This window comes from Ruegeria sp. K11, assembly GCF_056531905.1.
The window spans coordinates 1-24,904 of the sequence record NZ_JBQFMP010000005.1; the positions used below are offsets into that span (position 1 = coordinate 1).

Genomic DNA, 24,904 nt, shown 5'->3' on the forward strand with positions numbered 1-24,904 from the left:
GTTCGGTTGGTCCCGGCAGCGCGGGCTTTCCCCGCGCTGCCGGGCCCAAGGCCGCTTAGGGGTATCGGCGCAGCCGATGGCCCGTGGCGGGCGCGGGAGCGTTCCGGGGATCGGAGCGGCGTCAGTCTTCCTCGAACGGGTCCCATTCGTCTTCGACCTCGGGCAGGGCTTCAGTTTCGACCTGTGCCGCGCGTTGTTCGGGGGTTTCTATGCTTTTGATCCGGGCCTTGGGGAAATGCATCAGGACAGCCTGAACCAATGGGTGTTTCTCGGCCTCAGCCTTGATCGCCAGATCGGCAGCATCGCGCAGTTCGGCGATGGTTGCAGCCTCTCCGTTGGTCACGATCGTGACGGCCCAGCGGTTTCCGGTCCAGCGTTGCAATGCTGTGCCCAAACGTGCGGCAAGGTCCGTTGGCGCGGAATCGGTTGGGGTGAACTCAATTCGTCCTGGCTGGTATGAGACCAGCCGAACACTGTTTTCGACCTCGACCAGCAGTTTCACATCCCGGTTGGTCCGGATGAGTTCGACCACATGCTCAAAGTTGGGGTAGCGGGCCAGAGCCGTCTGCACATCCTGGGCCAATGCGGTGGTCGGGGCGCCTGCCCCGCCGCGCGCGGGCGGAGCATAGGCCGTGGCCACCGGGGCCTGCGCGGTATGCGACGGTGCGGGCAGGCCGCGTCCGGGTCCGCCATTGGGCGGCGGCGGGGGGGTATCCTGCAGCCGTTTTATCAGCTCTTCCGGGCTGGGCAGGTCGGCCACATGGGTCAGGCGGATCACGGCCATTTCGGCGGCCATCATGGCGTTGGGGGCAGCCGAGACCTCTTCCAGCGCTTTCAGCAGCATCTGCCACATGCGAGTCAGGACACGCATTGGCAGCGCCTCGGCCATTTGCTGGCCGCGGGCGCGTTCGTCGGGGGAAACGGTTGGGTCCTCGGCAGCGTCGGGAGTGATCTTGACGACCGAAACCCAGTGCGTGATCTCGGCCAGATCGCGCAGAACGGCCAGAGGGTCGGCCCCTTCAGCGTATTGGGCGCTCAGTTCGGTCAGGGCCCCCGCCGCATCGCCGCGCAGGATCATGTCGATCAGGTCCAGCACCCGGCCCCGGTCGGCCAGGCCCAGCATCGCACGCACCTGATCGGCGCTGGTCTCGCCCGCGCCGTGGGATATGGCCTGATCCAGCAGCGAGGTTGCATCGCGGGCTGAGCCTTCGGCGGCCCGCGTGATCAGCGCCAGCGCATCTTCGGCGATCTGGGCGCCTTCGGCGTCGGCGATCTTGCGCAGCAGGCCGATCATGTCTTCGGGCTCGATCCGGCGCAGGTCGAAGCGCTGGCAGCGCGACAGCACCGTCACGGGAACCTTGCGGATCTCGGTGGTGGCAAAGATGAACTTCACATGCTCGGGCGGTTCCTCAAGCGTCTTGAGCAGCGCGTTGAAGGCGCTGGTCGACAGCATGTGGACCTCGTCGATGATATAGATCTTGTAGCGGGCCGAGGCCGCGCGATACCGAACGCTGTCGATGATCTCGCGAATATCATTGACGCCGGTGCGGCTGGCGGCGTCCATCTCCATTACATCGACATGGCGGCCTTCCATGATGGCCACGCAGTGTTCGCACTGGCCACAAGGCTCGGTGGTCGGTTTGCTTTCGCCGTCGGGACCGATGCAGTTCATGCCCTTGGCGATGATCCGGGCGGTGGTAGTTTTGCCGGTGCCGCGGATGCCGGTCATGATGAAGGCCTGCGCGATCCGGTCGGCCTCGAACGCGTTTTTCAGGGTGCGCACCATGGCGTCCTGGCCGACCAGATCGGCAAAGGTTTCCGGGCGGTATTTTCGGGCGAGAACCTGATAGGCGGGGCTGGGCGTGTCGGTCATGTCTGCTTTCGCGGATTCGAGTTCTGCCGCAGCGTAGAGGCCGCTGCTGTCCGCGTCCACATCCGCAGCGCAGGAAATTTCTTTGGATTGTGGTGGCGGGGCGATAAAGTCGATTGCAGGTTTTCAAGGGTGGTTTTTTTGTGTGTTTTGAAAGGGTCGGCAAATGACTCAGCTGGTGGTTTACGCTCTGCAAGTGGGCGGAGGGACGCTTGCGCTGACCTCGATGCCGGGGCGTGGCGGGGATTACGCCGGAGATCTTGAGCTGATTGTGGCCTGGAAGCCGGGGCTTGTTATCTCAATGACCACCGAAGTCGAGATGCTGCAGGATGGTGCAAGGTATTTTGGCAGCGACATTCAGGGGCGTGCCAGCCGGTGGGCGCATTTGCCGGTTGAGGATTTTGGGGCACCCGGACCCAATGTCACCGCGGCCTGGCCCGAAGTCGGCTTAGCAGTTCGGCATTCTCTTGCCGGTGGCGGTCGGGTGCTGGTGCATTGCCGAGGCGGATGCGGGCGGTCCGGGATGATTGTGTTGCGGGTTATGGTGGAATGCGGCGAACACCCGGACGCCGCATTGGCGCGATTGCGCAAGGTACGCCCTTGCGCGGTCGAGACGGATGCCCAGTTGGCATGGGCGCGAGCCCCCGCGAATATCCGGGCTCAAAGCTGACCTCAGGCGTGGGCGCCTTCAAACTGCTGATCGGCAATCTCGGACGTTAGCGTCAGTGCCTCGATCATCGCGCAGGGCGGTGTGGCTGCGCGTATCGAAGGCAGGCCAGTGCAGCCGTCGCCAAACATCATGTCAGCATAGACATCCAGCGTTTCGATCTCTGCATCCGCTGTGGCCCCGCAAAAGATACGGACCTCGTCGGGGTTTGCCCGGAACCGCGCGGTACATCCGTCCGCGCAATGGGTCAATTCGCTGCTGCCTTCGACCTGAAATGTCTCATGCGTTACGGGGTGCGCGGTTGCCATGGCCCGTGTCAGGCCGCGTGCCATGCGGGCAAGTGCCGGGCACGGTTGGCCGGTGACTTGGCATACGGTTGCCGAGAATGTGTGTGTTTTGGTCTTCCAGATCATATATGCGCCCTCCGCGCTGGACGAAGGGTGAAAGACAGGTGTGACAGCAAGCTGACGACCCGCCCGGACACCCCGCCCGAGTTTCGGTTTTTGTTCAGATGGCAGGTCTCCTGACTTGCGGGTCGTTGCTTTGCCGGCCTTCCCAACCTTTCGGTCAGTGGCATTCCGGCATCGCTCTCCGCTTACAGTTGCGGGGGCAGTCGCGGCCTTGGTTCGTCCCGAGCGTCGTCGGGCAGAACCGCACCGTGTTCCCTTTTCATTTCGACCTCGGATGAGGTGCGAAAACCATCGGTTCATGGCTAGCGGCGGTGCAACATCCGAGTCAAGCGGAATACGATAAAATCGCTTGCGTACGGCGACCATGATGCCTGGACAATCCGGTGACGTCGGGTCTGTCTTGACATGAAGCTGTATGACAGGGCGTATTGAGGGGTGAACCGAATAGTTCAGTTGCGTCCGGAGGGTCGAATGTTGGACGACCAGCACGCCGTTTTGATCGAAGACATACAGCTTCCATCCGGTCCGGCGCGTTTGTCCGGTCGGTTGTATCTGCCTGCTTCCGAGCCCGAAACCGTTGTTGTTATGAACAGTGCAACCGGCGTGCCACGGGATTATTATCAGCATTTCGCGCATTGGCTGGCGGCAGAACAAGGGATGGCCTGTCTGACCTATGACTACAGGGATTTTGGACATTCGTTGACCGGGCACCTTAGGGTGTCTCGGGTGGCAATGGCGGATTGGGCGCTGGTGGATATGCCTGCAGCACGCGCAGAGATGCATCGACGGTTCCCCGGGGCGGCTTTGTGGACCATAGGTCATTCCGTGGGCGGTATGCTGGGACCGGTTCAGCCGGATATCGAAGCGATCGACCGGATGATTTGCGTCTGTGCGGGCATGGTCACTTTGGCAGATCACCCGTGGCCCTATCGCGCATTGGCGGGTTTGTTCTGGTACGGACACGCCCCTTTGGCGGTAAGAACATTGGGATACCTGCCGGGTAAGGCGCTGGGCTTTGGGTCTGACCTGCCTGCGCCGGTCTATTGGCAATGGCGTAAGTGGTGCACCTCGCCCGTCAGTTATCATCCCGATATCGGTGGGGCCCTTCCCGCGGCCACATGGCATGAGACCGGAACCCCCGTCGATCTGTTTGCTTTTGAAGACGATCAGATGGTGCCCCCAGACGCGGTTTGGAGGCTGGCGGATCTTTATGGCCCCAAGGCGCGGCGGCACCTTCTGAAACCGGCGGATTACGGCCTGCCCGGGATCGGGCATATCGGTGTGTTTGCGCGTCGCAACGCAGCGGTTTGGCCCAGCCTGATCCGGCAGAGTTAAGGCACCGGCGAATCGGTGCCCCAGTTGATCAGGTCCGCCGCTGCGATTTCTTGTCCTGCATGACGGATCGCACCATCTTGCCGAACGCCTTGTCCCGCGCCCTCGATTGAGCAACGGTTTCCGAATTGCGCTGATCCTCACGCCGCAATTTGCGCCAGCGGGCAACCCGGTCCGGATCCAACTCTTCGGATTCGATGGCGGCCAAAACCGCACATCCCGGTTCGGTCAGATGCTGGCAATCGGCAAACCGGCAGGCGTGAGACAAATCGGAAATGTCCGAGAATACCTCATCCACCCCGTCGCGCGCATCCAATAGCCGCAAGGCGCGCATTCCCGGCGTATCGATCAGCCAGCCACCATTGATCATCCGGTTCAGAGACCGCGCGGTTGTTGTGTGCCGCCCGCGTGCGTCGTCTTCGCGGATGCCCGCTGTGGCCGCGCTGTGCCCGGTCATCCCGTTGGCCAGAGTTGTCTTGCCGACACCAGAGGATCCAACCAAAGCCGAGGTCTGACCTGCCGGGCACCACGACAGCACCTGATCCACCTGCGCGGGGTCCAGCGCGTCGAGTGTCAGCACAGTCACAAACGGACCCAGCTTTTGAGCCTGATCCGAAAACGCGCAGGGATCGGGGCATTCATCGGCCTTGGTCAGGACGATCACCGGATAGCATCCGGCCTGATGCGCCAGCGCCAGATAGCGCTCTAGCCGGGGCAGGCTGAAGTCGGCATTGCATGAGCTGACAATGAACAGCACATCGACATTGGCTGCGATCAATTGCTGGGCGGCACCCGTTCCGGCCGCGCGACGTTGCAGAATACTGCGACGGTCCAGAACCTGGTGAACACGACCCTGCGCATCCGCCAGCACCCAGTCCCCAACCGCAAAATCGCCGGTTGGTCGAGCGGGGGTGATCAAAGGTATCTCACCCTCCGGTGTCAGTCCGATAAGGTGGTCGCGGTGCACAGCGGAAATTCGGTGCGGCACCAGAGAAGGATTTGCCTCAAGTTGCCCGGCAAAGAAAGAGGACCATCCGAGGTCCGAAAGAGAATTGGACATTGTTCTGCCTGTCATCAGGTACAACGATTCCAACAGATGGCGCACGCGCATCCGTCAGAGGTGTGCTCAGGCAGTCGGTGATGTCAGTGGTTCAGAACCGATCCGCCCGAGGAGCTTTTGAAACAATCATAAAAACCCTCCTGCGGCTGGTGGTTACAAGTGAGAGGTTGGACATCGACCCAAGCGGGGCTCGTTGTGGCTGCTTCCTTCCGGACCTGACCAGGTTGGCGAGGCGCTCGCCCGCGCCAACCTCTCAAACGCTGATATAAGTCCGCACAATGAAAATGGCAACCCGTCAGAGTGTCAGCTCCACCTGCAGAAAGCCATCGGCGTTCAGGCCAAGAGGCTGCGGATCATAGGTCTGTAATTCGTCCAGATAGGCGTGAGCTTCGGGGCTGGTGAGCGCCACCGCTTGCTGGCCGTGTGCCGGGGCAAAAGTGAAGGGGTGCGGCGCGTCCGCCAGCGGGTCTGTGGGCAACTGCCCGGCAACATAAGCGCACAATATGTCGTGAATCCTCAAGGTGGGCAGAGGGATAGGCGTGATCTGATCGACCAACGGGAAATTCCCTCCGCCGTTCAGGCGATAGTCATTTGATGCAATGATGAACTCTTGCCGGGGGTCGATGGGGACTTCGCCAAAACGCAAATCCCGAATTCTGGAGCTTTTCGGATCAATGACCCGTCCCGCCTCGTCAAACCGCGCTGACGCGGACAGGTCGATCTGGTAGGTCACCCCGTGCAAGACGTCCAAGTTGTGACCGGTGCGTTGGGGGTCGGCCAGCATTCGGGCTGGTCCGTCAGACAGACGGTTGTAAATCCCGGCTGACATGTCCAGCCAGTCTTTGATCTGCGCGCCCGAGACCACTGCCGCCCTTATTTCGTTGGGAAAAACATGCAGGTCAGCGATGTGGCGGACGGAAATTTCGCCTGCTGGAACATGCGTATAGTAGCCTGGCCCCGCGCGCCCTCCGAATTTCGCGGGGGCGGCGGCAGAGAGGATGGGGATGCCTTCAAAAGCGGTGCCGGCGAGAATGGGGCGCAGGGCCGCGGCTTGCGCGGCGGCGATCAAAGCCAAACAGCGATCCGGCGCGAAAAAAGAGAAAAAACTATGCAATGGCTGCGACAGTTGCCCAACGGGCTTCGCCACGCGTTTGCGGGTTTTTTCGTGCCCCGGAGTGAACAAGCGTAGCATTTCGGGATCTTCGGCGACGGAATCCCCGGCCTTGACAATTGGTCGCGCCTCGGTCCGGCTGTGGGTGATTTGCCAGGTGTTGGATGAATTCCGGACCAACTCCAGATCGATGATACCCAGATGAGAGCCGGCCCAGCCCTGCATCACCACGGGTGTGCCGTGGACCCGGCCCTGTTTCGCGTCGACATGGGGCAGGCCAGCATGTGCAGCACCGGGCAGCGTCAGGTGTGTATGCCCCGCAATGATTACATCAATCTGGGCGATTTTGGCCATCGGAATCACCGCGTTTTCCATTCCCGGACGAGGGTCCGCCTGGGCCAGACCGGAATGGGCAAGGGCGATGACCAGATCGCATCCTTCATGTCGCAGTTCGGTTGCAACCTCCTGCGCTATTTCGAGCATGTCGCCCACGTCCAGACGACCTTCAATGCGGCGTGCCTCCCATCGTGTGGTCTGAGGGGGAATCACAGAAAACACACCGATCCGGATCGGAACATCGCGACCTGAAACCGATAGGGCGCGCTGCAAGACAACCTTGCGCAGAAGGAACGACTTGCCTGTCAAAGCTCGGACATTGCTACCCAGCGCAGGACAAGGGCTGTGCGCCAGAATCGCCTTCAAAGTATCGATACCAAATGCAAAATCGTGGTTCCCCAATCCGATTGCATCATAACCCAACGCGGCAAACGCCTTGGGCAGCGGATGCTCGCCCGGCGGTTGCTCTGCGGCCCAATCGCCAAGCGGAGTGCCCTGAAATGCATCCCCGTTGTCGAACAGCAGGACCTGCGCACCATTTGCAGTCGCCTCAGACCGCGCGGAACGTATTAACGTGGCTGTTCGGGACAGACCGACACCCGGGTCGGGCCGATCGACGTAATAGTCAAACCCGGTCAGATTCATGTGAAGGTCGGAGGTGGCCAGAATCCGGACGCGCGCGCGCGGAACCTGTTTCTGAGAGGGCGGTGGGGAGGGCTTCAAGTCTTCTACTTTTGGCTGTGTAAGTAACTGAATGTTCACTAAGCGGTAGATTTAGTGCAAATTCCGAGGCAATGCTGCGGTCATTCGGCGGCGCACGAAAATTTTTTCTGGCGAAATGCCGTTGCACCACAGCCGCCGACATGGCAGCCCTTTCAGGCGGCAGGCAGGGATCATGGAATGAAACGCGCAGAACAGGTGACCTTTGGCGGCTCGGGTCTGGATCGGGCCGCGCAGATACGCGCCGATGCAGACGCGTTGACCCAAGCCATGACCGACCAGGCTGCTCGGTGTCTTTTGCTGTGGCGCGGCAAGTTGCTGGTCGAGGGTGAGGCGCTGGATCGGCTGGCCATGGTCTCGATGTCGCACCCGCTGCTGCAAAGCGGCCCCGGCGGCATGATCGAAAGCCCGGTCCTGCTTGGCTTGTCCAATGATCGTGCGCCGGTCTTTGCGATGGATATCTCGAATTGGGCGGCGGAGGGGTTGGACCTGACCGGTGTCGGAGATTTTGTCGACCGCAGCACACAGCAGCACCCGGATCTGCCGGACGGTCAGGTCTTTGCCGAACTGCGCCGGATCATGACGCATCTGACGCCCCGCGATGCCGAATTGGCGGCAACCGCCAAGGCAATTGTCGGCTGGCACGAGACGCATAAATTCTGCGCCCGCTGTGGGGCGGCCAGCCAGATGTCGCAGGCCGGGTGGCAGCGCGGCTGCCCGTCTTGCGGTGGCCAGCATTTCCCCCGCACAGACCCGGTGGTGATCATGCTGATCACCCATGGCAATTCGGTGCTGATGGGCCGCTCGCCCGGATGGCCCGAAGGCATGTACTCATTGCTGGCGGGATTTGTGGAGCCGGGTGAAACGCTTGAGGCCGCAGTGCGTCGCGAGGTAATGGAAGAGGCCGGCGTGCCTGTCGGAGAGGTACAGTATCTCTCCAGTCAGCCCTGGCCCTTTCCCGCTTCGCTGATGTTCGGCTGTGCAGGCGAAGCGCTTTCGCGCGATATCCGAATTGACCCGGTCGAAATTGAAGACGCAATGTGGGTCAGCCGATCCGAGATGATGCAGGCCTTTGCCGGAGAACATCCGACCCTGATGCCCGCCCGTAAAGGCGCGATTGCGCATTTTCTGTTGCAAAGCTGGCTTGCCGATACGTTGGATTAAAGGCAAATCGCCACGTGAGAGGGCCGAGAAGACGCAAAAATGCAGTTTGTAGCGCACGAAGATATCGAAGCACCGATCGGCACGGTATTTGACATGGTCGCCGATTTTGATCGGTTTGAACGGATGGCCATGCGGCGCGGAGTTGAGGTTCGCCGTTTGAACGCGCAGGCCACACCTCAACCTGGTATGACCTGGGAAACTCAACTCAATATCCGCAACAAACCGCGTCAGATCACGATTGTCATGACGGAATTCGATCAGCCATCGCTGTTGCAGTTCGAATCCAGCAGCAAAGGTATGAGCGGCAACACGGCCATCGAGTTTCTTGCTTTGTCGCAACGCCGTACACGGCTGAGCGTCCAGATGTCGCTGGCGGCAAAAACCCTGCCCGCGCGCCTGCTGCTCCAGTCGCTTAAACTGGGACAGGCCCGATTCCGGCGACAGTTCCAGTCCCGCTTGAGCGACTTTGCCCGCGAGTTGGAAGAACGGCACTTGCACGGGTTCTAGTCTCGCGCTCGTCTGGGCCAAGGGGGGCTGCATGAGTCACATCATTTTTCTCCACGGCGCATCCAGTAGCGGAAAGACGACTGTGGCGGTTCACCTGCAAAATACAATTGATCAGCCGTTCTGGCACATTTCAATTGATCATCTGCGTGATTCCGGTGTTCTGCCTGTGGAACGGTTCAATAGTGGAGAATTTGTGTGGCAGTCCCAACGGGAGGCCGTGTTCGATGGCTTTCATCATTCGTTGGCTGCCTATGCCAACGCCGGGAATAATCTGATTCTTGAGCATATTCTGGATACGAGCGGGTGGGTGGAAACCCTGAAGCGGCAACTTGCCAGCCACGACGTTCTGTTTGTCGGCGTACAATGTCCGCTGGACGTTCTGGTTGAAAGAGAGAAAACCAGATCAAACCGACAACAGGGAAGCGCCGCGCGTGATTTCCACACGATTCACGTTGGCAGGACTTACGACCTCGAAATCGACACAACCAAAGATATCGAAGCAAACGCCGCATCCGTAATTGCGGCGTGGCGCGGCGGCAAGCGAAGGTCCGAGTTCAGTGTCCCCGAACTGCTCTAGCCGCGCGGTTGGGCCGCTGGATAGACGCCGAGGATTTCGACATTTGTGGTGAAATGCTCCAACTCGTCCATGGCCAGTCGGACGTTTTCGTCGTCCGGGTGGCCCACGATGTCCGCATAGAATTGCGTCGCGGTAAAAGACCCGTCCACCATATAGCTTTCCAGCTTGGTCATGTTGACGCCGTTGGTCGCAAAGCCGCCCATCGCCTTATAAAGTGCCGCCGGGATGTTGCGCACCTGAAAGACAAAGCTGGTGATCATACCATGGGTGCCGCGGCGTGACATGTTGGCCGCACGGGACATCACCAGAAAGCGGGTGGTGTTGTTGTCCCGGTCTTCGATATGACGGGCCAGCACATTCAGGCCGTAAATCTCGCCCGCCAGTTCGCTGGCCAGGGCCGCTGAATGCACCTCACCCTGTTCTGAGACTTCGCGGGCCGCGCGGGCGTTATCTGGGCTGACGCGGCCACGAATGCCGTGCTCCTTCAGGAACCCTGCGCATTGAGGCAACAGGACCAGATGAGAATGCGCCTCTGTGACATCAGCCAGACTGGCCCCCGGAACACCCAGTAGGTTGATATGTACACGCACGAAGGCTTCGTCGATGATGTGTAGCCCGCTATGCGGCAGCAGCCGGTGAATGTCAGCCACCCGGCCATAGGTCGTGTTTTCAACCGGCAACATCGCCAGATCCGCATCGCCGGACCGAACCGATTCGATGACGTCTTCGAAGGTGCGGCAGGGCAGGGCCTCCATATCGGGGCGGGCGTTGCGGCAGGCCTCGTGGCTGTAGGCGCCGGGTTCTCCCTGAAATGCGATACGATTGGTCATTTGGTCGATTCCGTGCAACAAGTTCGTGGATTGGGCGTTTAGTCGCGGTGTCTATACCTTGCCTCTTGTCAGGGGAAGCCTTAGACACCCCGCAGACAGCTGAAATGGACTCGCGATCAATGTTCGACACGATGACAGTTACCAAGGCCGCAGCAGGCCTGTTTGGCACCTTCCTGGTGCTGCTTCTGGCCAAGTGGGGCGCAGAGGCTCTTTACCATGTTGATGGGCATGGCGAGACGGCCTCGTACATCATCGAAACCGACAGCGCTGGCGAAAGCGCCGACGGCGAAGAAGTGGTCTTTGAAGACCTGCTCGCCGCTGCTGACCCCGAAAAGGGTGCGCGCGTGTTCCGCAAATGCTCGGCCTGCCACAAGCTGGAAGATGGCGCGAACGGCACCGGTCCTTACCTGTACGGTGTGGTTGATCGCCCGGTCGCATCGGCCAGCGGCTTCGGCGGGTATTCCCCCGCAATGCAAGCCCATGGCGGCAATTGGACACCCGAGGCGCTGGATGCGTTCCTGGCCAAGCCGCGTGATTACATCTCGGGCACCACCATGAGCTTTGCAGGCCTCAACAAGCCGCAGGAGCGTGCAGATCTGATTGCCTATCTGCAGACCATCGGCAACTGACCTTTCCTGATCCGGGATTTCTTGAAAAGCCGCTGTTTCGAACAGCGGCTTTTTTTGCGGATGTCGCCCAGGGCACGCAACCTTGCATCAATTGCGCAATCACGCCTGTACCGCTTTAAGAATCTGTGATTCAACAAATGCCAAAAAATCTGAGGCTGATCCGAATATGGCTAATGCGAGCTTTCTGCTGTCTACCGGGCGAACCTCCACCCAGAACATTGCATCGATTGCAGCCCGATCTCATCCAGATGCAATTGTCGAACATGAAAGTTTGGGACCGGACTTTTTTTCCAGACGTGTGTTTCGACGACCGCAAAAACTGCCAGGCGCACTGGGAAGAAACATACCCCTGCAGCGGAAACTGATAGAAATTGAGGATGCGATTGCCGGCGGTGTTTCTTATCTGGACGCGGGCTGGCCGTCTTATGCATGGCTGCCTTACCTGGCGGATCGTTTCAAGGGGTCTTTCAGATTTGCGCACCTGGTTCGAAATCCGTTCCATGTGGCGGCCTCCCTGACGACGCACGGCCTGTTTTGGCCCGAGATCAGGCGGGGGAAGCCCTTTGAACGCCGGGCTATGATCCACACCAGCGATTCCAATCTGCACTACAGCGAAATTGCAGAACGCGGGCAAGGGTTCAGCCCTTTCGAACGAAACCTGTTCCATTGGCTGGAGCTGAACCGGTTCGTGTTGGAACAGCATAACAGACAGGGTTTCATAGGGCTTTTTCGCTTTGAAGACTTGTACAAAAGTGGCGAGAAGGAAGTCACAACCCTTTTGGATGCACTTTTGGGTCCGGCAGTTTATGACCTGAACGCTCCGCCGGTTGACAATATCCGGTTCACGCTGCCCTCTCCAATAACGCCTCCGAACGGGCAACTTGTGGAGGCCGTTACAGACCTGGCCCGGCAACTCGGTTATTCTGAAAACGATCTGACGGTGGCCGCAGACGTAGATATGCTAAACAAGCGCTATGGCGAGCAACGTCTCTAGCGGGGTCATCATCAATGGGCACCCAGAATGTGCAGGCCAATTCACGATCAGCGATCCGATCCATCGTCAGACCCGGCGTAACCTTAGAATTCAGAAGGCCTGAGTAAAACGCTCGGAGAACACGCGAGGGGGGTGGGAGCATTGAACCTCAAAATCTCGTTGGTGCCAGAACGCATCCACAGGTTATTTCTGTGACATCGGTGGAATTCACCCCGTTTTGCGTCCGCAGTTCATGCGAACTAAGCCATTCACATGGTACCTGCCGATTACACAGCGGGCTTCAAGCTACCGGTTTTCTGAGCCGAAAAGGCGTGCGCCCTGCTCGTCAATCACCTGCTTCGCCTTTGCGATGCTGAAGCTTTCAGCCTGATCCCGGCTTTCAAAGACATCCGCACTGATCACCGTATGGGTCTTGCGATCTCCGTCTATGATCTTCTCGATACGGGCCAATAGGCGGTATTTACCGCCCTCGGGCATCAGGTCAGGGAAAATCTCGAACCCTTTGTACGAAACCGGCTCCGGCTCAGACTTTCCGCTGGCACCGAATAGTTTAGAAAAGAGGGACATTGGGCGGCTCCTTTCAGCATTGCCAGGACCGGAGACTAGCGCCGCTTAAGTCAGGCGTGAAGCTACTCCTGTTATCAAATCACTGATCGTCAATCTTATGGTACGCTCTGTTCGTGGTCTCCAACGTCCCGATCGACAGCGAAAACCGATTTCTCCGCCCCAATCTCACATTTGCGGATCGGCCCTGAAGCTGTTGATATTTTCTCGAATACGGATGTGCATTGGCACAAGCAACTGGGCGCGTCTGAACGCGCCCAGTTTCGTCAAGTCGCGACGTGAGATACCTCTTTGTCCGGCGAGTATATGTCCAAGATGTTCCAATGTCCGGTCGTTGGGGTTGGGTTATTGATCATTGGCACATCAAGCACGGTTGCCTTGCCACTGGCGATTGCCGCTTCCAGTGCAGGCAACAGTTCGTCGGCAGCGCTGAGTCTGTGCCCTTCCGCGCCGTAGGCTCGCGCTATGTCGGCATAGCCCGGTCCGTTTGCGGGTGCGGCGGCTGATCCGGGGAACGTGGTTCCATAGGTCAGACCGTAATGCGCTTTTTGAAGGCCGGCGATCGTTCCGAAGGCGTTGTTGTTCATAACCAGCCAGATGATGCCCAGATCAAGCTCGACCGCTGTCGCCAACATTGACGGGTTTTGACCAAACCCACCATCGCCAACGAGGCTAAGCACCACGCGATCCGGGGCTGCCAGTTTCGCGCCGATCGCGCCCGGAGGGCCAAAACCCATCGTCGCGAACCCGCCCGGGGTCAGTATTGAACCGGGTGTTAGGATATCGAATTGCTGTCCGACGCCGTTCTTGTTCCATCCCACATCCGTAGTGATAATGGCATCCTCGGGCAGTGCCTTGCGGGTATCTGCCAGAATACGCTCGGGCATCATTGGAAAGGCCGATGAGGTCGCCATTTCCACGTTGCGCGCTTTGAAGTCCGTCCGGAAGTCAGCGATCTTCTGTTCCAGCGCGGGGCGTTTGAAGCCCTCAGGATACATCTCGCGGGCGACCCGGTTGAGGACGCGCAAAGCGGCCTTGGCGTCCGCAACGACGCCGACCTCAGTGGGATAATTACGGCCGATTTCCTGCGGTTCGATGTCGATATGGATGACCTTCGAACCGGGAATGTTGAACGTATAGCCGGGATACCAACTGGAACAATCTGCCTCTTTGAACCGTGTTCCCACGGCGAAGATGTAGTCGGCGTCAAGGCAGGATTGGTTGACCAGTTCTGTGCCCCAAAAGCCAGTCATTCCCAGAACAAGCGGATGGTCGTCCCGCAGCGCGCCCTTGCCCATCAGGGAATGCGCGACGGGCAGTCCCATATGTTCAACGAATGCATGCAATTCCTCACTGGCTTGCGCCAGCAGGATGCCGCCGCCGACATAAGCGACAGGGTTTTCGGCTTTAGCCAACGCTTCGACAATCTCTCCCGCTGTCTCGTCGTCAATCGACGGTTTCTTGAGCGCGCGCGTGTTGTCGCGAATACGGTCGAAACTGTCCGAGGGGATCACCTCGGAGAAGATGTCCATGGGGACGTTGACCAGTACCGGCCCGGGCTGGCCACTTTCAGCGAGATGAAACGCCTTTTCCAGAATTTCGGCCATCAGGTCTGCCCGGTCGACCCGCCAGGCGCGTTTTACGAAGGGACGATAGATCTCCCACTGGGCGGCGTCTGCATGCAGGTTCACTTCCTGATGAGGATGTTTGCCGTAGTAGTGCGTAGGAATATCGCCCGCGATCACGACCATCGGGATACAGTCCAGTGCGGCGTTGGCGACCCCAGTGGCGCAGTTTGTCAAACCTGGGGAGAGGTGAGACAAGACCACCGAGGCCTTGACCGTCACGCGGGCATAAGCGTCCGCCGCATGGCTGGCTATTTGTTCGTGCCGTACGGTGACGAAATCGATGGGACTTTCCGCCAGCGCAGCCAGTACCGCGATGTTCGTGTGGCCGCACAGGCCGAAAACGTGCTTGACCTCACGGCGTTCGAGAAAGTCAACGATATGTTCGGCAACGGTTTTGCCGTCCAGTTTCGCTCCGTCCATCACGCGACCTCCTGTCCGTAGAACTCACCGAACAAGTCCGCCTCCGAGGGGCGATCCTCGGGGATTGGACGGCTGACCCAAGTGTAGTTCATCATATGTTTCATGGTGACGTTTTCATTGGTGATGTTGCCGCCCCAGATGCCGCAGCCCAGGCTGCTGGTCATGGGCATGCCATTGGTCCAGGCACCCGCATTGGCCTTGGATTGAGGCTGACGCACCATCATACGGCTGACCGGAGCCAGACGCGCCAACCGATCGATGTGATCGTCATTGTGGCTGTAGATGCCGCAGGAATGGCCCTTGCCCCCCGTGTTGTATATCTGGCTGACTGTTTCCAGCGCATCATCGAACGTGTCGAAGTGATAAAGCGCCATCAACGTGGTCAGTTTTTCCTTGGAGAACTTGTGCTGCGGGCCGATTTGCCCCTGATTTTCAACCATCAGAAACTTGCGATCTTCGGGGATGCTAAAACCGGCGACCTTGGCCGTTTGCTGCGGCGGACAGGCGATGGTCGGAAACGTACGGTTTCCCTTTTCATCCCACATGGCCGCTTCGAGCATGGCCTTCTCTTCATCCGAACACAGGTAGCCGCCCTCGGCTTGAAGCGCCTTGACCATATCGTCGTAAACTGAGCGCTGGATGATGATGTTGCCGTCGGCCGAGCAGCCCGACCCAAAGTCGGAGGTCTTTGAAATGCGAGTGTTCTGCGCGGCGATGTCCAGATCGGCGGTTTCATCGATGACGATGGACGAATTGCCCGCGCCGACACCATAGGCCGGGCGCCCAGAACTGTAGGCCGCTTTGACCATCGGCTTGCCACCCGTTGCCAGAGTCAGGTCACAAATTTCCATGAGGTGCTGTGTTAACGGGATCGATGGTTTGCGGATCGACTGGAATAGGTCTTCGGGGGCACCGGCCGCACGGCAGGCTGCGCGCATGACCTCGACCATCTCAAAGGTGGTATGGGCGGTTCGCGGGTGCGGGCTGAAGATGACCGCATTCCGGGCGTTTGCGGCGGACACGCCGGTCACCGGTGGCGTCATCGCAGGGTTGGTCATGGGAATCAAGGAGGCGATCACACCAGCAGGTTTGGCGTATTTCACGAGCCCCTTTTCTTCGTCGACTTCGACGATCCCCGTCGAGGGCGTGCGCAGTACATCACGCAGCACCATGTGAATCTTAAATCGCTTCGCAGGGCGCCCTTCGCGATCTCCGATACCGCTTTCGTCCACGCCTTGCTGGGCCAGACGCGTGAAGGTTTTCTCATTGCCCGCATACCACGCTATGGCCTGAGACAGGCGGTCCAGCCTGTCCTGATCCCAATCCTCGATTTCGGCCATGGCAGCGCGGGCGCGCGCCAGCATATCGGCCGCCATATTACGGTCGTTTTCAGTGAGCTCTTTGCCCATGATGATCCTCTTGGTGTTTTAGAATGGCTGCATCGGGCATACGGCGCTGTGACCGCGCCTCGCCGAATGTTTGCTTGGCGTGGCTGAGACAGCGACGCGCGTGTTCTTCATATCCCAACTCGGCAACGCGGCTTTGGTTGGGCAGTTCAATAGAATAGTCGACGGGCGGCATCCGTTCGATGATGCCGGTGAAATCGATCCAACCTTCGCCAGGATAGAGCCGCGCATCGCGCGCTAGCTGGATCATGCCCTCGCGCGTATCAGCGATGCCGGGTAGGCAATCGGAGATATGCAGGAAATGGAACAGGTCCGAAGGGACGTGCAAAAGCTCTCCCAGATCGACACGGCTGAGATGCAGGTAGAGCGTATCGACCAGAATACCGCCATTCGGCTGATCAGAGGCGCGGACAATATCCAGCGCCTCATCCAGAGTGCGCAAGCGGGAGAAGCTTGGGAACTCAAGGTCCACCGTCAGTCCATAGGGTGCTGCCAGTTCGCAGGTCTCAGAATAGACGTCGATCAGAAAGTCACGATCATCGCGGGTATTGGTCCACGCGCTCATGATCATACGTTTGGCGCCCAGTTCTCCGCCGATCTCCAGTGACGGCTCAAAACTGCGCGGATCGACATCTTCGGTGATACGCGCAAGCTCGACATCCAGGACTTTCAAGCCGGTGGTGGAAAGAGCCGTCTTGGTGGCCTGCACCTGCGCCTTGTCGATCGGGGATTGGGTGAATTCGCCGGGCACATGCATCGGAATGAACCGAGGGCTGACGGCACCGTAACCGGCCCGCGCGGCGATATAGACCAGCTCGGGCGGCGTACAGCCGATCAGCGTCAGATGCGCCAAGGAATAGAGAGAGGGGCTTGTGCCAGCCTCTTCGGGTTTCACCATGAACGACAGCTCCACGTGTCTGCGAATCTAAAATTCATCACACGTAGTAAAAAATATCTGATATTTTTTAAAATATCAACTTTTAATACTGGGCAGGAAATGAAAATGCCCGGGCAATAGCCCGGGCGTGTTTTACATTCGTGTTGGCAGGGCCTTAGAGAGTGACCCAGTTCCCTCCGGACTGGTGAGAGCGCACTGAGGCGTCAATAAACCGGACGCCATCTGCCCCTTGTTCGACACTGGGATAAGTAAGCCAATCGGCCGGAACAGTAACGCCATCCCGACGCGCAGCTACAGCCATAGCAAATTCCGTATAGAGGTTGGCCCACGCTTCGATAATCCCTTCAGGGAAGCCACGCGCGGTACGGATCAGACGTTCTGCGCCGGGTCCGATACCATGCCCGTGACCTCGGCTGATGGTACGATCCGGCTCACCGAACCGATTGAACTTCAGCTGTTCCGAATTCTCCAGGTCCCACTCGAGGCCTCCTTCGTTCCCGAATATCCGCAACCGCAACCCACCCCGATTTCCGGGAGCAAGGCGCGTCGCCATCAGGGTGCCCGGAACTTCATTTTGGTAACGGGTGAACATGAAAACTGTGTCTTCCAAAGGCTTTGGCGCGCCGCAAACATGGAATTCAGCCCGCAGATCGGTCATCGGCAGACCCGAGACAAAACTGGCGAGATGCGCGGCATGGGTGCCGATATCGCCGACGCAACTAGTCGGGCCAGAAATCTTTGGGTCCAGCCGCCATTTGACATGGGGCGCATCAGCCACATCATCGGGCGTCATCCAGTCTTGCATGAACTCGACGTGGATTTGGTTGATTTTACCGATGCCGCCTTCCGCCACGATTTGTTTGGCCTGACGGATTACTGGAAAACACGACATCGCATAGCCGACAGCAAAGATGTTTCCCGTGCGCGCGGTGATCTCTTCAAGCCCCTCGGCCTCGGCAACTTCGTTAGTCAGGGGTTTGTCGCACAGTACATCAATGCCTGCCTCCAGAAACGTTTTGGCAGCTTCAAAATGAACGTGGTTCGGAGTAGTGATCATGACGGCATCAACGCCATCCGGGCGTGCCGCCTCGGCCTGCGCCATCTCCTCGAACGACGCGTAGCACCGGTCGGCCGGCAGGAACCACTCGGCCCCGCGCGCTTTGCTGCGCTCCGCATCTGAACTGAGCGCGCCTGCGGCGACCTCCCACCGGTCGGCCATCCGCGCGGCCGTTGCCTGCGTGACAGAGATACGTCCGCCGCCAACGACGCCCAGCCTCAAACGACGAGACAAACGGGGGAAAGGTCCGTCAAAGTTCAGGTCTTCGGAAAAAAGTCTCTCAGCCATTCTGAATCTCCATTTCCGGGACCCGTGCGCCCTCGGGCAGCATTTCCACCGCCATGAAGATGCTGGGGGTAATCGTCTCGTATTGATGCCAGGGATAGTTGCCTTCAGCGTCATACATCGGCTTGTGCGTCGTGCCGGGGGCCATGAATTCTTCGAGGTAAAGGGTTTCAACGTCCCGTTCGCGGCATTGCTGCATTTTGCCAAAGCCTACGATTTGCGTATGCACTTCGCGAAACCCCGGTACCGGGCAGAACGGATGATCCTTGTGCAATCCGACATTCAGCGGCACCGAGCCCGAGTGGTACATGGTCAGTCCAACGTTACCCACGAAGACCTTCGGCGACATGTAGTGGCTGACACCGCGCAGTCGCTCCTCTTGGCGAACATCAAAAGCAGATGGCCATGTATCTTTCACCCATGCAAACAACTCGTTGTCATCGGCATGGGCGTCGAAATCGCGGACAATGACTGCACGTTCCACGCCGCTAAGCGTGCTGTCTTGCACGATCACGGAGGAAAGCGGCGCAATGATCTGATCCTCGACACAGAGATTTCGCCCCCCAAGGTTAAGGACGATGGCGCGACCCTCGATAGAAATTCTGCGCTCGTCAGTTATGTGCTGGACGCGAAAGAATGGCTGAGCAAAGTCGAGTGTCTCAATCGGCATGAACCAATTCCTTCCTCTCATCATTCAGGAAATCGACCGGTAAAGGCTCGGGTGCCGCGCAACGGCTTTCTATCGTCTGATAGGCGCCGAATTTCGGTGCCCGTTCAATCGCGTCCATGACTTCGAAAACGTGATAGGCCAACGCTCCACTTGCACGGGGTTGGCGTCCTTCTTGCGCCGCCAGGGCCAGATCCAAAAGGCCGAGCCCGCGGCTGTCTTCATTAAACCCATGTTTGTTCTCGACCACCTGCCAGTCTTCGCGACCGGTTGGACGAGGCTGATGAGACCAACGCGAGGTCTCCCGCGTTTTCAGCCAGACATCCCCTTGAAAGATATTGGCACCATGAACCGGGTCAGGGTCAGGGATGCTGATGGTTCCGTTTTCACCATAGATCTCGAACCGCGGAGTTTCGCTGTCCCAGACGTCGAAGCTCATGGTCATCGACCCTATAGCTCCGGATGAGAACTGAAGCAGGCTTAGGGAGTGCGTGTCCACCTCGACATCCATCCATTCACCGTTGCGAGGGCCATTTTCGATCATCCTTTTGTCGAACGTGCGCCGAGCCATTCCGGCAACCCGGTCAACGGGACCAAGGCAGCAGATCATGGCGGTCAGGTAGTACGGCCCAAGGTCCAGCAAGGGCCCTCCGCCCGCCTTATAGTAGAAATCCGGGTTGGGATGGTGGCGCTCCGTCCCGTGGGTCCCGACATGGGCAAAAACCCCTGTGGGTTTGCCAATGGCACCCTCGTCGATCAAGCGCCGAACGGTCTGCCAGCGACCGCCCAGAAATGTGTCGGGCGCGCAACCGACCAGTAACCCTTTTTCAGAGGCTGTGTGCAGAATCGCCTTACCATCCGTTCGATCCATAACCAGTGGCTTTTCGGAATAGACGTGTTTCCCCGCCTCCAGCGCGCGCAGGCTGATTTCGGCATGCGCCGCCGGAATTGTCAGGTTCAGAACGCAGTCAATCGTCGGATCGTCAAACACTTCATCTGGCGTGCAGGCCTTGGCGACACCGTATTGATCCGCTTTGGCGCGACTTTCCGAAGGATCAAGGCTTGCGCAAGCCACGACCTCGACGCTCGAAAATTTGGATAGTGTTATTAGATAGATATCGCTGATACGACCACAGCCGATAAGGCCGACCCGGAAGGATTTCGATGTCTCACGTATCATCATTCCTGTCTTCGTAGAGGGGTAAGTAATTCGGGGGCATCGGCCCTTTGTTCCGCCCACCCTGGTTCATCTGTTCCCATGCGTGGGCGAGTATTCCGACCGAGCGGGACAGGCAGAACAACCCTCGCGACAAGGGCGCAGGAAAGCCAAGCTCGCAGAAGACCACTGCTGTCGCGCCGTCAATATTCATAGCAATTGGCAGACCGCCGCGTTGACGACCGAGTTCGGCTTGAACCTCTTCCCCGATATCAGCAAAGCGATCCGATACAGTGTCTTCTGCCGCCGCATCACGAACAAGTTGCATCAATCGAGGCGCACGTGGGTCGACGGGTTTGTGGAACCTGTGACCAAAGCCCGAGACGATCTTGCCGTAAGTTTCGCGCCAGTTGTTCAGACCGTCCCGAACCGCATCGTTCAACGATGCGCCAGCATCCAGCCGGGCCGAAATATCATAGTACAGCTCTGCGCACTGCTCTCCTGCCCCGCCATGCACGTCGCCCAGCATGTTCACCGCAGTCGCCATCGCATTATTGAGACCTACCCCGCAGGTGGCGGCCATACGCGCTGCCGCGATTGAGGGAGCCTGTGGGCCGTGATCCACGCCTGCGACCAAAGCAGCTTCGAACAGGCGCGCTTGGGCGTCGCTGGGCAGATCGCCCCGCACCATCATCCAGATCATCTGCGGGAAAGATACGCTCCCGATCAGATCCTCTATGGCGTTGCCGCGAAAAGCGATCTGTCCGGGTTTCATGTCGATGATGGAGGTACGCCACCACTGGCGAACGGCGCGCTCATCGTCTGTCATCTGCGCGGTCATTGCGTCTGCACCTCTTTCACCGGCTGGGTTTTGCTTTGCGCAGCAAGGCGAATGGGTGCATTGCGCGCGCCATAACCGGCATAGCCCATACGGCGTTCAACGATTTCGAAGAAGAAGCCGTTAAAGATGGGGCGGCTGTATATCTGAAAATACTCGGCACCTGCTGCCCGATCGTAGAGAATGTTGCCCCGGCGCAGTTGGGCGATCAGGTCGTCTTCCAATCCGAAAGTCGCTTGCAGATCAGCGTAGTAGTTCTCCGGGATGGACAGGCTGGGAAAGTCGGACTTGAGCAACTGGGCTGAGGTTTCAAAAATATCATCCGACTGGAAGGCAATGTGCTGAACACCAGCCCCAAAGCCATCTTCAAGGAATGACGCTGCCAGAGTTCGGCGCCCAACCGCCCCGTTCAGGTTCAGGCGCACTTCGCCTTCGGGGCTTTCGATAGCCTGGCTTTGCACGACACCGGACGGGTCGGCAACGTTCACGATTGGCGACTTCGCCATCTCGAAAGTCGAAATGTAGTAGAGCAGCCAGCTTTGCATCTCATCGTGACGCATCGTCTGTGCCAGATGATCGATGCGGCGCAGACCGGCAGGTTGGGTCGCTTTGGTCTTGGCGACTGGCTCAAACTCGATGTCCCAAACCCGATGCAGATCGGATTTCTCATCGATGAAATGAACGACGTTGCCGCCAACGCCCCGAATGGCCGGGATATCCAACTCCCCGGTCCCCACCGGCTGTGAGAAATCCGGCGCGCCCAACGCGGTCGCCCGCTGAACCGTCTGATCCGCATCTTTGACACGCAACCCCATGTCACACACAGAGGGGCCGTGACCCAGGAACGCCGAATGGGCAAAACCTTCCTTTTCGGTATTCACAACGATGTTTATCGCGCCCTGCCGCCACAACTCGACGGACTTGCTCATATGCTTTCGCTCCATTCGAAAACACATTGCTGACAGCATATCTGCCAGCTGCTCGCCGCTTGTTTCGTCGGCTGTAAATTCGACGAACTCAAAGCCTGACGCATAGACGCGTTCCGGCAGGTCCGGGATGCTAAAATCGGTTCCCGGCTCGGTCCGGGATACCTCATCCAGGAGGTTCACCAGCGACCTGTAGCTGTCTCGGGCCAGTGTCCGGCCACCAGGTTGAGGCGCTGCTTCGTTGACGCGTGCAATTGACCAAGGCCCTTTGTATCCGGCGCGGGACAACACGCGAACGAAGCCCGCAAGGTTCAGCGATCCAAGCCCCGGCAGAAGCCCAAAGTGCCGTTTGAGCCTGCGAATATCCATCTCAAGTCGCGGTGCATCGGACAGCTGTACATGGAACAGCCGCTCTCCGGGAATGTCCCTAAGGCGGGCTGGTTTGGATCCGTCGGCAAGCGAGAAGAAGGAATTCAAAGCCAACCCCAAATGAGGGCTGTCGATTGCTTCGACGATGCCTAACGCCTGCTCATCCGAGTGAACAAGATCCGACCATGGCAAACCCATATAAGCCAGACGCATCTCCATTTCCTTAGCGATCTGGGCCGCCTCGCCAAGATCTGCGATTACCTGTTCTTCGGTCACTGCGACATCGGCCTCGAAGGCTGACCCGATAAGCAGCAATTCCGTTCCCAACTCGCTCATCAGATCGAGTTTGCGCTTCAGTCGATCAAAGGCGCGCTCCCGTCCACCGCCGGACTGGCCTTCAAGATTATGGAAGGGTTGCAGCAGGCAAATCTTAAGGCCGAGATCTGATGCAATGTTCCGAATTTGCGATGGCGGCCCGTCAAAAGCGGTCAAATCCGGTTCGTGTAATTCGACACCTCCGAACCCCGCGTCGGCGATAGCACTCAGTTTTTCGGCCAGATCACCGGGGATCGACGTTGTCGAAACCGAGAGGCACATTATCCCTGATATCCAAACATACGCGGCAACCACAGGACCAGATCCGGCATCAGCATCATGATCACCAAGGCGAAGATGAGAACCGCGAGGAAGGCCCAGATTTCGGAGATGATTTCGCGCAGCGGAATGTCCGTCACGGCGTTGATCACAAAGAGTAGAATGCCATAGGGCGGCGTGATCAGACCGATCATCGAGTTCACGACGACCAACACTCCGAAATGCACCAGATCAATCCCGAGCGCTTCGCAGGTCGGGATGAACAGGGGCACGATCACCAGAATGATCGTAGTTGCGTCCAATACGCATCCCAGTGCGAGGATCAGCAGGTTCACCAGGATCAGGAACACAATCGGGCTGACATCCGAACCTTCCAGCAAGGCTGAGATCGACTGCGGGATCTGTTCCTGAATGACGATGAAGTTCAGTATGAACGCGCCACCAATGACCACCCCGACGGCGGCGGAGGAGCGCGCGCTATCGACGAACACTTGATAAAGGCCACGGAAGGTCAGCGCGCGGTAGAACAACGCTGCCAGTAGCAGAGCGTAGAATGCAGCAACTGCGGCGGCTTCGGTCGGAGTGGTGACGCCGCCATATATACCGTACAGCAGGATTGCGGGCATCAGCAGTGCCGGAAACGCGTTGGCGGTTTTAGCCGGCAATTCGCGCAGAGGAACAGGTTCTTCCAATGCAAAGTTCCGCTTTCCGGCCAGGTAATAGTTCATTGCCATGAGGACGACGCCCATGATCAGGCCCGGCAGGATACCGGCCAGGAACAGCGACCCGATAGAGGCTTTCGACACAAGCGCATAAAGGACCATCGGGATCGAGGGCGGGATGATCGGGCCGATCGTCGCGGATGCCGCTGTGATTGCGGCTGCATAGCCCCGGCTGTAGCGGCCATCCTTGGTCATCATCTCAATGATGATCTTGCCGATCCCGGCGGCATCCGCGACAGCCGAACCGGACATACCGGAAAAGATCAGAGACGCCACAACATTGACGTGCCCAAGGCCGCCCTTGAAACGCCCGACGGCAGCGACGCAGAAGTTCAGCAGACGATCCGTGATCGACCCTGCGTTCATGATATTGGCAGCGACGATGAACAAAGGCACGGCAAGCAGGATCGTGCTTTTGTAGAAACCTTGCAGGATTTTTTCGCCCGCCAGCGCAACGTCCAGACCTGCGACACCCAGATACATCAGTGACGCCAAAAGGATGGAATAGCCGATAGGTGTCCCGATGCCTGCCAGAACGAAGAGGGTCAGCAGACAGGTTAGAAGTTCAAAACTCATTTGCTTGCGTCCTCGTCGTCTTCGCCGTCAACGCGGGGGTGATCGTCGACCACGTTAAATCCCACGACCATTTCAAGTTCGGTTTTAGGTGGGCCGTTGCGCATGATGTCGAAGAACAGCCAGCCATAGCGCGCAGCGACGACCAGCATGAACACGGCATAGATCGAGAACACGGTGCGCAGCGGTATCTTCTCGCCCGAGAACGGGTTGCGAACCGTCGCGGTCTTGCGGATTTTCATCCAGTCGATGTAGTCCCACGTCGGCAGGAAACTGTAGAGCATCCCGACCACAATCGCCGCGGCGGCCAGCATCGCAAAGACCTGACGCACGCGCATCGGCACCGAAAGGTAGATGATGTCGAACTTCACGTGATCTCTCTCGCGCACGATGAAGGCGCAGCTGAAAAAGATCACCCAGACCCAGAGGATGCCGATCAGTTCAAGCGTCCAACCGGCGGGGGTAAAGAAGTACCGCAAAAGAATTTGCAGAAGGAAGATCAGGAAGATTGCCGCCAGCATCCCGCCGGCAATCGCTTCGGTGAGTCGGGAGAACCCCTTTATGAAGCTTTTCATCGTGGTTCTCCCTCCCGTC

Annotated in this window: 23 protein-coding genes, 1 other RNA gene and 1 riboswitch; of the genes, 7 read left to right on the top strand and 17 right to left on the bottom strand. The window is 58.6% G+C overall.

Translation table 11 applies throughout. The features are described from left to right. Positions 1–121 precede the first annotated feature (121 nt). The gene (locus tag ACR0K4_RS08960) at positions 122–1,873 is read right to left on the bottom strand and encodes a DNA polymerase III subunit gamma/tau (RefSeq protein ID WP_480853690.1); all 1,752 of its coding nucleotides are present in this window, start codon (positions 1,871–1,873) and stop codon (positions 122–124) included. Between the two features lie 163 nt (positions 1,874–2,036). Here ACR0K4_RS08960 and ACR0K4_RS08965 point away from each other — a divergent pair, with 163 nt between their 5' ends. After that, complete coding sequence (locus ACR0K4_RS08965) at positions 2,037–2,540, top strand: protein-tyrosine phosphatase family protein (protein WP_480853691.1); 504 nt, start codon at positions 2,037–2,039, stop codon at positions 2,538–2,540. 2 nt (positions 2,541–2,542) lie between these two features. Here the strand turns inward: ACR0K4_RS08965 and ACR0K4_RS08970 are convergent, their stop codons facing one another. Next, complete coding sequence (locus tag ACR0K4_RS08970; RefSeq protein WP_480853692.1) at positions 2,543–2,950, bottom strand: hypothetical protein; 408 nt, start codon at positions 2,948–2,950, stop codon at positions 2,543–2,545. An 83-nt stretch (positions 2,951–3,033) separates the two neighbouring features. Next, positions 3,034–3,255, bottom strand: a riboswitch (cobalamin riboswitch). Between the two features lie 163 nt (positions 3,256–3,418). Here ACR0K4_RS08970 and ACR0K4_RS08975 point away from each other — a divergent pair. Further along, complete coding sequence (locus ACR0K4_RS08975) at positions 3,419–4,282, top strand: alpha/beta hydrolase family protein (RefSeq protein WP_480853693.1); 864 nt, start codon at positions 3,419–3,421, stop codon at positions 4,280–4,282. A gap of 28 nt (positions 4,283–4,310) precedes the next feature. Here the strand turns inward: ACR0K4_RS08975 and rsgA are convergent, their stop codons facing one another. The 3 genes from rsgA to ACR0K4_RS08990 all read right to left on the bottom strand — a co-directional run bounded on the left by rsgA (position 4,311) and on the right by ACR0K4_RS08990 (position 7,509). Next, positions 4,311–5,339 carry a ribosome small subunit-dependent GTPase A gene (rsgA, locus tag ACR0K4_RS08980; protein WP_480853694.1) on the bottom strand — a complete coding sequence of 343 codons (1,029 nt, stop codon included), beginning with the start codon at positions 5,337–5,339 and terminating at the stop codon, positions 4,311–4,313. A 157-nt stretch (positions 5,340–5,496) separates the two neighbouring features. Continuing rightward, positions 5,497–5,595: signal recognition particle sRNA small type (ffs, locus tag ACR0K4_RS08985), an RNA gene on the bottom strand. A 39-nt stretch (positions 5,596–5,634) separates the two neighbouring features. Next, positions 5,635–7,509, bottom strand: coding sequence for a bifunctional 2',3'-cyclic-nucleotide 2'-phosphodiesterase/3'-nucleotidase (locus ACR0K4_RS08990; RefSeq protein WP_480853695.1), 1,875 nt, complete (start codon positions 7,507–7,509; stop codon positions 5,635–5,637). Between the two features lie 177 nt (positions 7,510–7,686). Between ACR0K4_RS08990 and nudC the strand changes: the two genes are divergently transcribed. Genes nudC through ACR0K4_RS09005 form a run of 3 tightly spaced genes read left to right on the top strand, consistent with a single transcriptional unit; the run spans position 7,687 to position 9,754 of the window. Beyond that, a complete protein-coding gene (nudC, locus tag ACR0K4_RS08995; protein ID WP_480518024.1) occupies positions 7,687–8,670 on the top strand; it encodes an NAD(+) diphosphatase in 984 nt (327 codons plus the stop codon). A 39-nt stretch (positions 8,671–8,709) separates the two neighbouring features. Further along, on the top strand, positions 8,710–9,177 hold the full coding sequence (locus ACR0K4_RS09000) for an SRPBCC family protein (RefSeq protein ID WP_480853696.1): 468 nt from the start codon (positions 8,710–8,712) through the stop codon (positions 9,175–9,177). Between the two features lie 31 nt (positions 9,178–9,208). Beyond that, positions 9,209–9,754 carry a chloramphenicol phosphotransferase CPT family protein gene (locus ACR0K4_RS09005; protein ID WP_480853697.1) on the top strand — a complete coding sequence of 182 codons (546 nt, stop codon included), beginning with the start codon at positions 9,209–9,211 and terminating at the stop codon, positions 9,752–9,754. On the opposite strand, the gene ACR0K4_RS09010 is transcribed toward ACR0K4_RS09005, so the two are convergent. After that, positions 9,751–10,584, bottom strand: a complete 834-nt coding sequence (locus tag ACR0K4_RS09010; protein WP_480853698.1) for a prephenate dehydratase — start codon at positions 10,582–10,584, stop codon at positions 9,751–9,753. The two genes, ACR0K4_RS09005 and ACR0K4_RS09010, sit on opposite strands and share 4 nt — an antisense overlap. A 119-nt stretch (positions 10,585–10,703) precedes the next feature. Here ACR0K4_RS09010 and ACR0K4_RS09015 point away from each other — a divergent pair, with 119 nt between their 5' ends. Both ACR0K4_RS09015 and ACR0K4_RS09020 read left to right on the top strand, forming a co-directional pair. After that, positions 10,704–11,213 (top strand): c-type cytochrome, encoded by a 510-nt coding sequence (locus ACR0K4_RS09015; protein WP_480853924.1) that lies wholly within the window; start codon positions 10,704–10,706, stop codon positions 11,211–11,213. A gap of 82 nt (positions 11,214–11,295) precedes the next feature. After that, positions 11,296–12,207, top strand: coding sequence for a hypothetical protein (locus ACR0K4_RS09020; protein ID WP_480853699.1), 912 nt, complete (start codon positions 11,296–11,298; stop codon positions 12,205–12,207). Between the two features lie 285 nt (positions 12,208–12,492). On the opposite strand, the gene ACR0K4_RS09025 is transcribed toward ACR0K4_RS09020, so the two are convergent. The 11 genes from ACR0K4_RS09025 to ACR0K4_RS09075 all read right to left on the bottom strand — a co-directional run bounded on the left by ACR0K4_RS09025 (position 12,493) and on the right by ACR0K4_RS09075 (position 24,885). Next, a complete protein-coding gene (locus ACR0K4_RS09025) occupies positions 12,493–12,774 on the bottom strand; it encodes an HlyU family transcriptional regulator (RefSeq protein WP_480853700.1) in 282 nt (93 codons plus the stop codon). A 263-nt stretch (positions 12,775–13,037) separates the two neighbouring features. Beyond that, entirely contained in the window at positions 13,038–14,819 is a 1,782-nt protein-coding gene (locus ACR0K4_RS09030) for a thiamine pyrophosphate-binding protein (protein WP_480518036.1), read from the bottom strand. Continuing rightward, positions 14,819–16,228 (bottom strand): aldehyde dehydrogenase family protein, encoded by a 1,410-nt coding sequence (locus ACR0K4_RS09035; RefSeq protein WP_480853701.1) that lies wholly within the window; start codon positions 16,226–16,228, stop codon positions 14,819–14,821. The genes ACR0K4_RS09030 and ACR0K4_RS09035 overlap by 1 nt, the downstream gene beginning before the upstream one ends. Next, complete coding sequence (locus tag ACR0K4_RS09040) at positions 16,209–17,123, bottom strand: sugar phosphate isomerase/epimerase family protein (RefSeq protein ID WP_480518040.1); 915 nt, start codon at positions 17,121–17,123, stop codon at positions 16,209–16,211. The genes ACR0K4_RS09035 and ACR0K4_RS09040 overlap by 20 nt, the downstream gene beginning before the upstream one ends. A 154-nt stretch (positions 17,124–17,277) precedes the next feature. Further along, positions 17,278–18,468: a Gfo/Idh/MocA family protein gene (locus tag ACR0K4_RS09045; protein WP_480853702.1), complete on the bottom strand. Its 1,191-nt coding sequence runs from the start codon at positions 18,466–18,468 to the stop codon at positions 17,278–17,280. Then, complete coding sequence (locus ACR0K4_RS09050; RefSeq protein WP_480518044.1) at positions 18,461–19,135, bottom strand: hypothetical protein; 675 nt, start codon at positions 19,133–19,135, stop codon at positions 18,461–18,463. Before ACR0K4_RS09050 ends, ACR0K4_RS09045 begins: the two co-directional genes overlap by 8 nt. After that, entirely contained in the window at positions 19,125–20,312 is a 1,188-nt protein-coding gene (locus tag ACR0K4_RS09055) for a Gfo/Idh/MocA family protein (protein ID WP_480853703.1), read from the bottom strand. The genes ACR0K4_RS09050 and ACR0K4_RS09055 overlap by 11 nt, the downstream gene beginning before the upstream one ends. Beyond that, positions 20,302–21,129, bottom strand: a complete 828-nt coding sequence (locus ACR0K4_RS09060; protein WP_480518048.1) for a citryl-CoA lyase — start codon at positions 21,127–21,129, stop codon at positions 20,302–20,304. Before ACR0K4_RS09060 ends, ACR0K4_RS09055 begins: the two co-directional genes overlap by 11 nt. Further along, the gene (locus ACR0K4_RS09065; RefSeq protein ID WP_480853704.1) at positions 21,126–23,018 is read right to left on the bottom strand and encodes a bifunctional sugar phosphate isomerase/epimerase/4-hydroxyphenylpyruvate dioxygenase family protein; all 1,893 of its coding nucleotides are present in this window, start codon (positions 23,016–23,018) and stop codon (positions 21,126–21,128) included. The genes ACR0K4_RS09060 and ACR0K4_RS09065 overlap by 4 nt, the downstream gene beginning before the upstream one ends. Next, on the bottom strand, positions 23,018–24,313 hold the full coding sequence (locus ACR0K4_RS09070; RefSeq protein WP_480853705.1) for a TRAP transporter large permease: 1,296 nt from the start codon (positions 24,311–24,313) through the stop codon (positions 23,018–23,020). The genes ACR0K4_RS09065 and ACR0K4_RS09070 overlap by 1 nt, the downstream gene beginning before the upstream one ends. Then, a complete protein-coding gene (locus ACR0K4_RS09075) occupies positions 24,310–24,885 on the bottom strand; it encodes a TRAP transporter small permease (protein WP_480518052.1) in 576 nt (191 codons plus the stop codon). The genes ACR0K4_RS09070 and ACR0K4_RS09075 overlap by 4 nt, the downstream gene beginning before the upstream one ends. Between the last annotated feature and the right edge of the window lie 19 nt (positions 24,886–24,904).